Origin of the sequence: Okeania sp. SIO1H4, from assembly GCF_010672695.1 — a bacterium.
In the GTDB taxonomy this organism is placed as follows: domain Bacteria; phylum Cyanobacteriota; class Cyanobacteriia; order Cyanobacteriales; family Microcoleaceae; genus Okeania; species Okeania hirsuta.
Genome location: NZ_JAAHGB010000048.1, coordinates 1 through 13547, shown reverse-complemented (window position 1 = coordinate 13547; position 13547 = coordinate 1). Strand labels below are relative to the sequence as shown.

10 protein-coding genes are annotated in these 13547 nt (G+C 37.6%); 6 read left to right on the top strand and 4 right to left on the bottom strand.

Annotated features, from left to right (window positions below):
• Positions 1-394 precede the first annotated feature (394 nt).
• Positions 395-1900, top strand: a complete 1506-nt coding sequence (gene malQ, locus F6K06_RS23990) for a 4-alpha-glucanotransferase (RefSeq protein WP_124143111.1) — start codon at positions 395-397, stop codon at positions 1898-1900.
• A 282-nt stretch (positions 1901-2182) separates the two neighbouring features.
• Here malQ and F6K06_RS23985 read toward each other — a convergent pair whose 3' ends face one another.
• Positions 2183-2329: a hypothetical protein gene (locus tag F6K06_RS23985; RefSeq protein WP_161564316.1), complete on the bottom strand. Its 147-nt coding sequence runs from the start codon at positions 2327-2329 to the stop codon at positions 2183-2185.
• A gap of 890 nt (positions 2330-3219) precedes the next feature.
• On the opposite strand from F6K06_RS23985, the gene F6K06_RS23980 reads away from it, so the two are divergent.
• From F6K06_RS23980 to F6K06_RS23965, 4 genes are all read left to right on the top strand, one after another.
• Entirely contained in the window at positions 3220-4797 is a 1578-nt protein-coding gene (locus tag F6K06_RS23980) for a trypsin-like serine protease (protein ID WP_287243175.1), read from the top strand.
• Between the two features lie 789 nt (positions 4798-5586).
• On the top strand, positions 5587-5838 hold the full coding sequence (locus F6K06_RS23975) for a hypothetical protein (RefSeq protein ID WP_124154199.1): 252 nt from the start codon (positions 5587-5589) through the stop codon (positions 5836-5838).
• Positions 5839-5892: 54 nt separating this feature from the next.
• Positions 5893-6483, top strand: coding sequence for a trypsin-like serine protease (locus F6K06_RS23970; protein WP_124154200.1), 591 nt, complete (start codon positions 5893-5895; stop codon positions 6481-6483).
• Between the two features lie 438 nt (positions 6484-6921).
• Positions 6922-7539: a PEP-CTERM sorting domain-containing protein gene (locus tag F6K06_RS23965; protein ID WP_161564911.1), complete on the top strand. Its 618-nt coding sequence runs from the start codon at positions 6922-6924 to the stop codon at positions 7537-7539.
• Positions 7540-7995: 456 nt separating this feature from the next.
• On the opposite strand, the gene F6K06_RS23960 is transcribed toward F6K06_RS23965, so the two are convergent.
• The 3 genes from F6K06_RS23960 to F6K06_RS23950 form a co-directional block, all read right to left on the bottom strand.
• Complete coding sequence (locus F6K06_RS23960) at positions 7996-9165, bottom strand: transaldolase (RefSeq protein ID WP_287243173.1); 1170 nt, start codon at positions 9163-9165, stop codon at positions 7996-7998.
• 1262 nt (positions 9166-10427) lie between these two features.
• Positions 10428-10799, bottom strand: coding sequence for a cyclic nucleotide-binding domain-containing protein (locus tag F6K06_RS23955; protein ID WP_287243171.1), 372 nt, complete (start codon positions 10797-10799; stop codon positions 10428-10430).
• Positions 10800-10994: 195 nt separating this feature from the next.
• Positions 10995-12629 (bottom strand): alpha-D-glucose phosphate-specific phosphoglucomutase, encoded by a 1635-nt coding sequence (locus F6K06_RS23950; RefSeq protein ID WP_287243170.1) that lies wholly within the window; start codon positions 12627-12629, stop codon positions 10995-10997.
• Positions 12630-13040: 411 nt separating this feature from the next.
• On the opposite strand from F6K06_RS23950, the gene F6K06_RS23945 reads away from it, so the two are divergent.
• Positions 13041-13547: DUF4347 domain-containing protein (locus F6K06_RS23945; RefSeq protein ID WP_287243169.1), on the top strand; the 507-nt coding region annotated here is incomplete at its 3' end.

Here is a 13547-nt window from a genome sequence, read left to right as displayed (position 1 = left end):
AAACAGGTTAATTTTCGATAAAAATAATTGATTTTTTTTAAAAGGTTAATTGAAAATACTCTAAATATAAATATTCTATTTCTTAATTGAATGAAGTACAAAGTTGAAAATTTTAGGCAACAAAAAATCTGGGAGTATAATGTACCTCTGTGAAAATTAGAAGTCATATCTTGAATAGTTAAAATAATTAATAACCCTTATTAGAATTCTAAACGAATTATAAAATCTATAAATTTAGCCCAATAGATGGTAATTTAAAATTTCGTATCTGGTAATATCTTACAAAGCAGAAAGTCAAAGAAATTATAGTGTAGAAACTATTAATTTATCTAACTTTTGACTTTTGACTTTTAACTTTTGACTTTTAACTTTTGACTTTTGACTTATAAATACTATGACTTTTGAACGTGCAAGTGGCATCATACTACACCCTACAAGTTTACCCAGTAGATTCGGCATCGGGGATTTAGGCAAATCAGCTTATGAGTTTATTGATTTTCTGGCCAGAAGTGGACAAAAAATCTGGCAAGTATTACCTCTAGGCCCAACAGGTTATGAACATTCGCCCTATACCATGAATTTCAGCGCCTTTGCGGGAAATCCTCTGTTAATTAGTCTGGATATATTGGCAGAGAAAGGACTATTAAATCCTGATGAACTCACACCTCTACCATCAGAAAGTGACCCAGCATACGCTAGAGTCAACTTTGCAGAAGTTATTCCCCACAAAACTAAATATTTCCAGCAAGCTTACGATCGCTTCAAACAAGCTATCCCTCCAGAATACGAAATTTTTTCCCAACAACAATCATATTGGCTGGATGACTATGCTCTATTTATGGCTTTGCATGAGGCCAATCCAGATAAAACATGGAATCAATGGGAACCAGGTTTAGCTCGTCGAGAACCAGGTGCAGTAAAAATAGCAACAAGTCTATTACACGATAGTATTGAATATCATAAGTTCTTGCAATTTCAGTTTTTTGAACAATGGACAAAAGTCCGCAGATACTGCCACGGGAAAAATATCAAAATTATTGGTGACGTTTCGATTTATGTCTGTCATCATAGCGCAGAGGTTTGGAGTCACCCAGAAAACTTTGACCTTAACCCAGAAACTTTAGAACCCGCATGGAAAGCAGGAGTACCACCAGACTATTTTAGTGCAACGGGGCAGTTATGGGGAAATCCTGTCTATAACTGGGAAAACTTAATCAATACTAACTTTACTTGGTGGATCGAAAGATTTAGGGCAACTCTACAATATGTGGATGTTGTGCGCGTCGATCATTTCCGTGGTTTTGAAGCTTTCTGGCGAGTACCCGCAGGGGAAGATAATGCTATTAATGGCGAATGGGTAAAAGCACCAGGGTACAAATTATTTTCCAAATTACAGGAAGCTCTAGGAACTCTACCGATCTTGGCAGAAGACTTAGGAATTATTACTCCAGAAGTAGAAGCAATGCGCGATCGCTTTGAATTCCCGGGAATGCGAATATTATTGTTTGCTTTTGGTGGTGAGGCAGATCATCCCTACTTACCTCATAGTTATATTAACAACTGCATAGTCTATACGGGTACTCACGATAACGATACTACTGTCGGTTGGTGGTTACAAGCTCCTCAGGAAGTAAGACAGCACGTTGCTAAATATTTGGGTTATGCTAGTGATAGCGACATCCATGAAATCAGTTGGTCGCTCATGCGTTTAGCTTCTGCTTCCGTTGCTGATATGGCAATATTCCCTCTCCAAGATGTTCTTTCCTTAGATAACGGCGCTCGCATGAATGACCCTAGTGTTACTCCTGGTAACTGGCGCTGGCGCTATACCACTTCAGAGCTTTTGAGTCAAGAATTGAGCGATCGCTTACTACAAATTACTCAACTTTACAACCGATAATTAATGGAGAAGATAGTATAATATGTTACATCTTTTTTACTAACTAGATGTAAAAACAGAAAAAAAGATTATTATCTTTTCCCTTATTGGTTGAATACATTACCTTACAGAGGATATCAATGGGGTTAGTGGGGTGAGAATTCCCATCGACCCTATTCTCATTTCTACTGACTATTGACTACTGATTACTGACTACTAATTCAAAAATTTTTTGTCAGCAAAAAGTATGGGCGTTGGTGAAAAGAGGTATGATATGATGTCCGCAGAAGAAGGCGATAGAACTCAGTGACCTTTAACGCCACCAAAAAACTTTCTCCTTCTACTCGGGGTTTCTGATTCTTTCTTCTCTCCTGAGGAAGTCCGACTGACATCTCCTCCTGTGAGGGGCAGGGGTGGGTTGACTCCTAAAGAATTTAAGATGAATATCATACACGCGCTTTACCAACGCCAAAGTATGGTTTTTTTCTGCTTGATTAATCATCAATATTAACAGGCACGTTTCAGCATCATAGAAAATGGCGTTGGTAATTGGTAAGATGATTTTCTACTAGTGCAGGATGGCAGAAATAACTAACCAGTTACAAAATCCTAAAAGCCTTACCAATCAATACTTTTAACTGTCTTGAGTGTGTCTTACATTCTGAGGTCCCCTCAGAATTACACACTCGATGCATGACTTTTGACTTTTGACTTCCGCGTAGCGGCACTAGGGGTGATACCCATCACTTACTTTGGTAAAATATTTAGAGGTATCAGAAACAGACTACTGTTAAAGTTTCATCTCTTGATTTACCAACGCCTAGAAAATAGACTGCTCCTCCGTAGATACACAGAGAGTGCTACTTAACTACCTATGCAAGTTACAGCAGTTTTAATTTAGATAAAGCAAAGAGACCTTAGAGGTAGATTCCAGAAGGCATAGAGGAGAAATCATTTGCTTCACTCAAGTGAAAAGCACTATAAACTTATATGAAGTTTTGATGAAGCTATAATGAAACTTTGATGAAGAAATTTGATTTTTGTTCCTCTGTATATTCTCTATTTTATTAAAAACAAATCTTCAGGTTTTTATACATTTTAAGAATAATATAAAATCCATTACCCTACTTTGTTAGAATTGCTATACTATTAAGAAAAAGTCAATTGGGTTAGACAAACTTAGTCTGAGCTCGATGTCATTCATCATCTAGAGGAATTAGGCAATGGGTCTTCATTTATCAAAAAATAACAAACTAAAAGCAAAATTCAATCATTCCATACTCAAATCTTTTAAAATAAAAAAAACTAGCAAAATAGGGCTTAGTTGCATACTTGGCTTAGTGGCCAGCCAGAGTATTCAAACATCAGTACGAAGTATAGTAATAAATGATACTGCGGGAGCCAGTACAGCTCAAGCCTTGGGTGCTCCTTTTACATCTGTCACCGAGATTTTATCACTAAATCTTGACAACAATGAATTTGAAAGTGCTTGTACTGGATCGCTGATTGCAAGTAATTATATACTTACTGCCCAACATTGTGTTCAGGATTTTTTCCCCGAAGACTTTAGTGTACTATTTCGCAGTAACGATCCTGAAAACAGTGTTTTAGCAGATATTGCTGTAACTGACATCTTCCAAGATGAGACCTTTGCTCTATTAGATGGTACAGATATCGCTATACTTGAACTGGAGGAAGTTGCTCCAGACTCAATTGATCCTTTAAGGCTATTTGGTTTCAATCCTGAAAACCTCATTGACAGTGATGCAACTGTAGTTGGTTTCGGTTTCAATGGTTTAGGTAGTGTCGGTCATGACTTTACTGCAGATGACCTGCGTTGGGCTGCTGAAAATACGATCGATCTGTTAGATGGTGGTTTCGATCCAAGATTTAATGATACCTTTGGCTCAAACATTTTCAACCTTGACTTTGATGATGGAACTGATGAAAATAATACTTTATCCAGTTTTAGTAGTGGTTCCTCACCACTCGAAAATGAAGGAACTACTGCTCCTGGAGATAGTGGTAGTCCCCTTCTGGTAGAAGTAGGTGGAGAATTATTAATTGCAGGAGTTCTTTCTGGGGGTACCAGTGACACCAGTGAATTTGGTGATATCTCCTGGTTTACTGGAGTTGTAGAACATCGCGAATTTATAGAAGATGTTGGTGGTGAGTTTGTTGGTAATTTTGTCCCCTCACTTAAACCTACTCCCACACCTGAACCTAAACCTGTATATGGAATAAGAAATGGTAATTTTGAAGATGGTTTCAATGGTTGGGGTGTTCTCGGTGCTACTACTATACAACCCAGACAGGGTCGTAACGCTAGTACTCCAGCCTCAAATGGTGATTCTAATGGGTTAATTATTAATGATACACTTGCTGTCCCTGCTAATGAGGTTGAAGAATTCTTAGGGTTAGCTCCAGAAAGTCTAACAAACTTATCACCAGACGTTGAATTCGTTACTCAAGCATCTGCGATCAAGCAAACTTTTCAGGCAAAAGCAGGAGATATTTTAACATTTGATTTCAACTTTTTGACAGATGAATTCCTAGCTCCAGAATTTGATTTCGACCCCTTAAATGACTTTTCTTTTGTCTCTCTTTCCAGTGATGTATTAGACCATCCTTTCTTAGAAATATTAGCAGATGTTTTCTCCGATACATTTGTTGATTCTCCAACTGCCTTCGAGCAAGAAACAGGATATCAAAATTTTTCGATCGAGATTCCTGAAACTGGAATTTATACTTTAGGACTTGGAGTTACAGATGCAGATGCTTTCGGACTTATATCTGCTCTTTCAGTTGATAATGTGACGCTTACTGCCAGTGCTTCCACACCGGAACCCACTACAACAATAGGATTATTTGGTACTGTTTTTGCAGCATTTTCTTTGCTCAAGCGTAAAAGAAAGTAATATGATGTCCGGTAAGAGGAGAAGACGACAGTTTTTGAAGCGCTATTAAACGGACAGCATATAATATGATGGCAATTAGCTATTAGTTTGTTACTTCCTCTGAAAATATCTCAGCTTTCAAGGTTAGTTAATCTACTTAACTTTTAGATACAAGTGCTATATTTCCAAATATTGGAACTAATATTAATCCCTACTCTTAAGATTAGTTGGAGTGGGGATAATTTTTATCAATTAGGGAACAGGGAATGAAGTCAGGAGTCAGGGGTCAGGGGTCAGAATAAATAGCGTCAATACCAATTTTTAGGTCATATCAAATCCGGTAGTATTGGTGTAATTAGATAATAAGAGTGTGGGGAGATGGGGATATGGGGAGATGGGGAGATAGGGAGATATAAAAAGATTTAGCAATAACTGAAGATGGAACATTTTTTTATACCGAATTAAGCGGATTTGATATAACAGCTAAAACCTAGTTCAATCAGAATCAAACCTAACCTCAAAAACTACACCCTGCAAGTTAAATTTATAAAGTTTTGATGAAGTTTTGATGAAGTTTTGATGAAGTTTTGATGAAGAATTTTTAATATTTTTCTCCTCTATATTTGCTGAAGCTCCTGTCCTTAGTATATTTACAGAATTTACACTAATATAATTTATCTTACTTAAGTAGTATTGTCATAGTGTAAGAAAATTGCTATCTTTCTTTATCAGAATAAATTACTAGGGTCAGACATATCTGCGTGTCATTCCCGTTGAAATAAAACTCAAAGAAATTAAAGGGACCAGGCAATGAGCATATACTTTTCTAACAATTTCAAACAACAAAAAATATTTAACCCTTCCATACTCAAATCTTGCAAAAATATTCAGATTAGCCAAATAGCTCTGCGTTGTGTACTTGGTCTAATAGCAAGTCAAAGTTTTCAATCACCCGTAAAAGGCATAGTAATAAATGATACAGCAGGAGCTAGTACTGCTATAGAACTAGGTGCTCCTTTGACGGCTGTAACTGACATTTTATCATTTTCTTTGTGGGTTTAATACCCCACCGTCTACACGGTGTTCAAAATTACTTGGGGTTAGAATCCCCATGTAATTTTCCTCCTGTCTCCTGTCTCCTGTCTCCTGTCTCCTTCTTCAATCAGAAATTCTGAAACAGGTGAATTTGTAAGTGGTTGTAGTGGTTCACTAATTGCAGATAATTATGTACTTACTGCCCAACATTGTTTTGATCCTATATTTGGAGAGGCTTTTCCTGAAGATGTGAGTGTTGGATTTTACGATGAAAACAACTCTTTCTTGACAGATATTTCAGTCAGTGAAATTTTATTCTTGGATGGAGATGAAAATTTCAATGCATTTTTAGATGGTACAGATCTTGCCATACTTGAACTTGCCGAAGCTGCTCCAACATCAATTACTCCTTTAAAATTATTTGGTTTCAACCCTGAGAACCTGATTGGAAGTGAGGCAACTATAGCTGGTTTTGGTTTCAATGGTTTAGGTAGTGTTGGCCATGAATTTACTGCAGATGGACTGCGTTGGGGTGCTGAAAATGTGATCGATCTAGTTGGTAGTATTTTTGATCCATTTTTTGATGCCGTCTTTACATCTAACATTATCAACCTTGACTTTGATGATGGAACTGATGATAATAACACCTTATCATTTTCTTTGTGGGTTTAATACCCCACCGTCTACACGGTGTTCAAAATTACTTGGGGTTAGAATCCCCATGTAATTTTCCTCCTGTCTCCTGTCTCCTGTCTCCTGTCTCCTTCTTCAATCAGTGTCGATAGTAGTTCTTCACCTCTAACAAATGAGGGAACTACTGCTCCTGCTGATAGTGGTAGTCCGCTTCTAGTAGAAGTAGATGATGAGTTATTAATTGCTGGTGTTCTTTCTGGTGGTTCTACTGAAACCAGCCAATTTGGTGATATATCTTGGTTTACTGGAATTACAGAACACCGCCTATTTATAGAAGAGAATGGTGGTCAATTTGTTGGTGATTTTATACCTCTACCACCCCCTCCTATTGAACCTCAACCTCCTGTATTTGGAATTAAGAATGGTGGTTTTGAAAATGGTTTAAATGACTGGAGTATACTTGGTGCTGCTACTATTGTGGATAGTGATTTTGGTATACCACCCTCAGATGGAGAGTCTAATGCGTTCATTTTGAACGATATAGTTGCTGTAGGTAATGATGAGATTGAAGAATTCTTAGGGTTGTCTGTTGGCAGTCTGGAAGATTTATCAGGTAGCATACCTTTTGAAGGTTCTGCTATCAAGCAAACTTTTTTGGCAAATGCTGGAGATGTTCTAACATTTGATTTCAACTTTTTGACAGATGAATGTACTCTATTGGATGTACAAAATGGTGTCTGTGAGCCTGAAGATATTTTTAATGACTTTTCTTTTGTCTCTCTTTCAGGTGATGAATTAGATAATTCTTTCTTAAAGATATTAGCTGATACTTCCTCTGATGTTGTTACTTCTGAAACTTTCTTCTTTGACGAAACAGGATATCAAAGTTTTTCTTATGAGATTTCTGAGACTGGAACTTATACTCTCGGGTTTGGAGTTGCAGATGCAGATAATGCTTTCGGTGATTCTGGACTTTTAGTTGATAATGTCCAGCTTACTGCCAGTGCTTCTACACCAGAACCTACTGCAACATTAGGATTATTTGCTACTGCTTTTGGAGTATTTTCTTTCCGAAAGAAGCGTCAAATAAAGTAATTCGGTTTGCAAATACCAGTTATAATTAGGCTCGTAGTTGGGCTTTAGCCCTAATTAATATAAGTATTTGACTTGCTCAAGCCCAACTACAAAGAAAAACTTGATTATAACTAATTCAGGACTTACGCATGAGGTAGGAAAAAATGGCATTAGAGATTGCTTCCCTGTCAGTCGCAATGACGAAAATAGGTTGTACTGCGTAAGTCCTATAATTATCAGAACTTGATATAAGTCCTACAGGACTTACGCAAAATGTAGAATTATACGCTATCTGTAGGGGTGATTAGCGTTTGCGAAGCATTCCGTAGGAAATCACCCCTACTAGATGTGGTGGTTATGCGTAAGTCCTGTCCTAATAATGTTACCGCCTTGCTCCCAATTAAATCAAGAAATGGGAGCAGGATACTCCCACTGGCCAACAATTAAATTGGCTAATTGCTAACTGCTATCTGAGGACTAAACCTTCGCCAATTGGAATACAGCTCCTAAACCAGATGCCATTTCCTCTGGAGAAATTTTACCATCCTGATTGATATCTAGAGCATCAAATACAGCATCAGTTCCTGCCCATTCTTCACGAGTGATGAAACCATCACCATCTAAGTCATAGATATGGAAAATATCTTCTGCTGCATGAGTGACTCCCTCTAGACGAGTCAAGCGTTCTGCTAACAGATTTTCCAATGATTCTAATGCTTTGGAGAAACCTTTAATGCCTTCATCCAATTTTTGAGATGCCATCCGATTTTCAGCGTGCATCTGATCAAATGTCTCTTTGTCTAAGGCAATTTTTTCGGCATCAGACTCAGCTGCTTTCTCAACAGAAAGTTTCGTTGGTAGTTCCCCTGTAGTTGATTCTAGCTCACCCAACAAACCAGGTGAAATAGTCAACAAGTCGCAACCTGCTAATTCTGTGATTTCACCAATGTTGCGGAAACTAGCTCCCATGACTTCAGTCTTGTAACCAAATTTCTTGTAGTAGTTGTAGACTTGAGTCACAGATAATACACCGGGGTCTTCCGCAGGAGGATAAGAGTCTCGCCCAGTTTCTTTTTTGTACCAGTCTAAAATTCTACCTACAAAGGGAGAAATCAGAGTTGCGCCAGCTTCAGCACAAGCGATCGCCTGGTGCAGACCAAAGAGTAGGGTTAAGTTGCAGTGAATACCCTCTTTTTCTAATACTTCTGCTGCTTTGATACCTTCCCAGGTAGAAGCGATTTTAATCAATATGCGATCGCGAGAAACTCCTGCTGCTTCATATTGAGCGATTAAATCTCGTCCTTGAGCTATAGTTGATTCTGTATCGTAGGATAGTCGTGCGTCAACTTCTGTAGATACTCGCCCTGGAATAATCTGTAAAATCTTAAGTCCAAAAGCAACTGCCAGTCTCTTAAATGCTAAATTTGCCACATCAGAAGGAGTAGCATCTGTCCCCAACTCTTCCCTTGCCTTTTTCAAAGTTTCATCCACAATTTCCTGATACTGTGGCATCTGAGCTGCAGCAGTAATTAATGAGGGATTAGTAGTAGCATCCCGTGGTTGAAATTTTTCGATTGCTTGAATATCGCCTGTATCCGCAACAACGATGGTTACTTCTCGTAGTTGTTCGAGTAAATTCTTAGCCATTTATTTCTCCCTTTGAGAATAAGTTACTTACTTATGGTTTAGTCGATAATTTCCTAGCATTCAATATACTTTGAGATATTAGGACAAAGCTGTTTGCACTAATTTTCTACTGTATTTCCATACAAATCTTCATCCAATTCCATTTCTGATACCATACTTTGAGCATTAACTAATCTATCTGCAGCTGAAAAAACGTCATTTAGAGCACCAAAAAAAAGACATTTTTTTAGTAACTATTTTCATTTATTGAGTTACTTCTCTTTCTTCTTCAGTATTATCTGAAGTTCCTAGTTTACCTAATAATTTATCCCTACATTACTTCATAATAAGCTTGAGAACTTCCTCAAGTATTCATGCAGTTTAGTTACAAATTTGGAGACTGAGTAATCACCAATTTATTGTGGTTTTTTCTTGCTCATTAGGAGTATTTTTAGTTAATTACAACCTCAGTATTATATCAGAACAAATTTTTAATTCATTATGGAATGGATGAAATTATCGGCACGTTAGTTTTGTGTTTGACTTTATGGATAACTTACCAAATTAACTTCTGGATTTCTGTGCCTTAACATACACTATCAATTTGTCAAATATATTATTGTTATACCAAATTCAAAAAAGGTCGCTACAGTATTAATCTTAAGTGTGCATCTCAATTTTGAATAAAGCCAACAATTTATCATTTTTAGGCAACAGCTCATCTGGCAACAGGCAACAGGGAATATATAGGAAAAAAGTATTTTTGCAAATATGAGATGCACCCAATCTCAAGACCTCTAACAACAGAATAAAGCACTGTAACAGTATTTTTTGAAAATGGTATTAAGAGCATATAGTTAAACTGAAAAAGCTCGTCACCAATTTTTTTTTACACTTATCAAGTTGATAATAAATAGCTGATGTTATGTTCCCCCTCCGGGGGAGCTACGAATTGCGGATAATCAGTTATAATAAAACTTAAGGACTGATAGTACCGACAGTACCAAAGAAATACTGAAATTATCAATACCCCATCTCCAATATTTCCTGTGTATTCCTCTTTTCTTCCACTCCTGGGAGGGGGAGGGGCGAGGGGTGGGTTGACTCCTGACTCCTCACTCCTCACAACAGTTATTTATAAGTATTAGACATCTGGTAAAAATCAAAAATCCAAATCAATTATTATCCATAAATTATCAATTATTCCTCCCTGTTCCCTGTTCCCTGTTCCCTGTTCCCTCTTTTGGAGGAGATGTCTATTCAACCGAACATGATATTAATAACTAGATAGAATGCTTAAAGCGACGAAGACGATCGGAATAACTCCGAATTACAGACAGGGCAAATAAAGGTGTTTCTTGAACTACAAATAAAAAGCGTTCTTGGTCAAGATAAGCTAATTTACATTCTGTTTTAGCAATAGCAGTAGAAGCTCGAATATGCTCTTCGTGAACTAGCGCTCCTTCACCAAAAACATCACCTTTTTCAATTGTTTCCACAACTTGACCATTAACAAATAATTCGACTACTCCTTCAATAATTCCATACATTACATCAGCTTTTTGCCCATCTTCAAAAATTACATATCCTGGTGCAAAAGTTTTTTGATCTAGATGTTTGTGAAATAACTCTACAGTTTTTGCTGGTTCTAACATAACTATGTATCTCCGTATGTAAATTATCTTGAAAACTAACAAAAACAGGACTTACGCATGAGGTACGAAAAACTAGGACTAGAGATTGCTTTCCGTTCCGGACTGCTGCGCAAACCCTGTTGGTCGCTTCGGACAAAAATACGTTGCAGGTGCGTAAGTCCTATTAAATCAACCTCTTGCCTCCTACCTCAAAAATTAGGTAATTACAGTGGGTTTTTCCCTACCTGTAAGATTTTTAATTTGAGCAATTTCGTCTGCTATACCAATCAAAGCAGATAATGCTGCTTGAGTATCTTCATCATGTTTGCTAGCATCTGGTTCATAACTCTCCACATATAACCGCAGAGTTGCACCTTGAGTACCTGTACCTGAAAGTCGGAACACAATGCGAGAACCATCAGTGAAACCAATACGAATCCCCTGTTTTTCACTAACACTACCATCTACTGGGTCAGTATAGCTAAAATCATCAGCATATTTCACCTCATATTGACCATATTTCTTTCCTGGAAGAGAAGGTAATAGGGAACGCAAATTTCCCATCAAAGTATTAGCTTTATCTGTTTCTATCCCTTCATAGTCATGGCGAGAATAATAATTGCGACCGTAAGTTTTCCAGTGTTCCTTCACAATATCTTCTACAGACTCTTGCCGTGCTGCTAAAATATTCAACCAGAACAAAACTGCCCAAAGTCCGTCTTTTTCCCGCACATGATTAGACCCTGTACCAAAACTCTCCTCACCACAAAGAGTAGCTTTGTCCGCATCTAACAAATTACCAAAAAATTTCCAACCAGTGGGAGTCTCATAACAGTCAATACCCATCTTCTCAGCTACTCGGTCTGGTGCTTCCGAAGTTGGCATCGATCGCGCAATACCTGCCAAACCCGAACTATAACCTGGTACCAACTTAGCATTAGCTGCCAATACTGCCAAACTATCGCTAGGAGTCACAAAGAAATTTTTGCCTAAAATCATATTGCGATCGCCATCCCCATCAGAAGCAGCACCAAAGTCAGGAGCATTATCTCCGAACATGACCTCTACCAAGTCGTGAGCATATACCAAATTCGGGTCTGGATGTCCTCCACCAAAATCTTCTAGAGGTATACCATTTTGCACCGTACCTGCGGGAGCACCTAACCGTTGCTCAAAAATATCTTTAGCATAACCTCCAGTCACAGCGTGTAATGAGTCCATACACATCCGAAACTTACCAGACTTGAGTAGTTCTGATATTTTGCCAAAATCAAACAATGATTCCATTAACTCAGCATAGTCTGCCACAGAGTCAATAACTTCTACAGTCATTTCCCCTAACTGATGACTGCTCAATTGGTCTAAATTAATATCCGCAGCTTCCATTATTTTGTAGCTATCTATAACTTTACTGCGTTCATAAATGGCACTTGTCACTTTTTCCGGTGCAGGACCACCATTACTAATATTGTACTTAACACCAAAGTCCTCTTCAGGTCCACCTGGGTTATGACTAGCAGAAAGGATTATACCACCAAAGGCTTGATTTTTACGAATAATACAGGAAGCAGCAGGAGTAGAAAGAATACCACCCTGACCCACTAACATTCGACCCACCCCATTAGCAGCAGCCATTTTCAAAATTATTTGGATCGCCTGACGGTTGTAATAGCGACCATCACCACCAAGCACAAATGTTTGACCTTGAATGTTTTCTAGACTATCAAAGATAGACTGAATAAAGTTTTCTAGATAGCGGGGTTGTTTAAAGGTTGGCACTTTTTTGCGGAGTCCTGAAGTGCCTGGTTTTTGGTCACTAAAAGGTTGTGTTGCAACTGTCTGTATGTTCATAGTTTATCGTAATTTAACAACTTTCTACATTAGAGGAATTCCTGCCTAAGTCTGATATAGCAGTCGAAGGAAAGGCCGCGGACATATCAAAAATTTAAAACTCAGACAACGCAAGATTCTTCCCTCTTTCCTAAATAACTAATCGCCTTCTTCCTTCTTCCTTCTGCTATAATCTCTGATTTTTTTGTCAATTAATGCTTAAGTTGATATCAACTCTCATTGCATCATGGCCATTAATATTTTCATAATTCATCGTTTGACTGTTTCTGTTTTCACTTTTACACCAAATATGGCGCATTTGAATAATTAATTTTTTGGTGTTGAGCAAATGTGCTTATAGTTAACATCAGGTTAATAAAATAGAGAATTTTTGAGCTAGAAAAATCTAAACTTTTAATAAAGAAAAAGTAGATGGCAATGGACAATCTGTTATTGATTGAATTAATTAATACTCCTTTAAAATCCTCCACAATTATGAATTTAACTAAACTTTTATTCATCGACTCTAAGGTAGAAAATTACCGTCATTTAATTTCAGAGATTGACCTTGATACAAGAGTATTTATCCTACAACCCAATGGAAATGGTATAAACCAAATAGCCGAAAACTTAGGTAAATACCATCAGGTAGAGACAATTCATATTATTTCTCATGGTGCAAAAGGTAGTTTGTACTTGGGAAATAGTCTCCTGAATTTAGACAATATTCATCAATATGCTGAGAGTATCCAGCAGTGGGGTAAGTGTTTGTCTGGTGATGGAGAAATATTGATTTATGGTTGTCAGGTGGCAAGTGGTAAAGAAGGTAAAGAATTTATCAGACAACTACATCAACTCACAGGAGCAAATATTGCTGCTTCCGAAACACTGACTGGAAATGTTAACAGAGGTGGTAACTGGAATTTAGAACTAATATTT

Coding starts and splice junctions, on each gene's coding strand:
- F6K06_RS23975 (WP_124154199.1), top strand. CDS start 5,587: ATGAGCATATACTTTTCTAACAATTTCAAACAACAAAAAATATTTAAC.
- F6K06_RS23960 (WP_287243173.1), bottom strand. CDS start 9,165: ATGGCTAAGAATTTACTCGAACAACTACGAGAAGTAACCATCGTTGTT.
- F6K06_RS23950 (WP_287243170.1), bottom strand. CDS start 12,629: ATGAACATACAGACAGTTGCAACACAACCTTTTAGTGACCAAAAACCA.
- F6K06_RS23985 (WP_161564316.1), bottom strand. CDS start 2,329: ATGATATTCATCTTAAATTCTTTAGGAGTCAACCCACCCCTGCCCCTC.
- F6K06_RS23955 (WP_287243171.1), bottom strand. CDS start 10,799: ATGTTAGAACCAGCAAAAACTGTAGAGTTATTTCACAAACATCTAGAT.
- malQ (WP_124143111.1), top strand. CDS start 395: ATGACTTTTGAACGTGCAAGTGGCATCATACTACACCCTACAAGTTTA.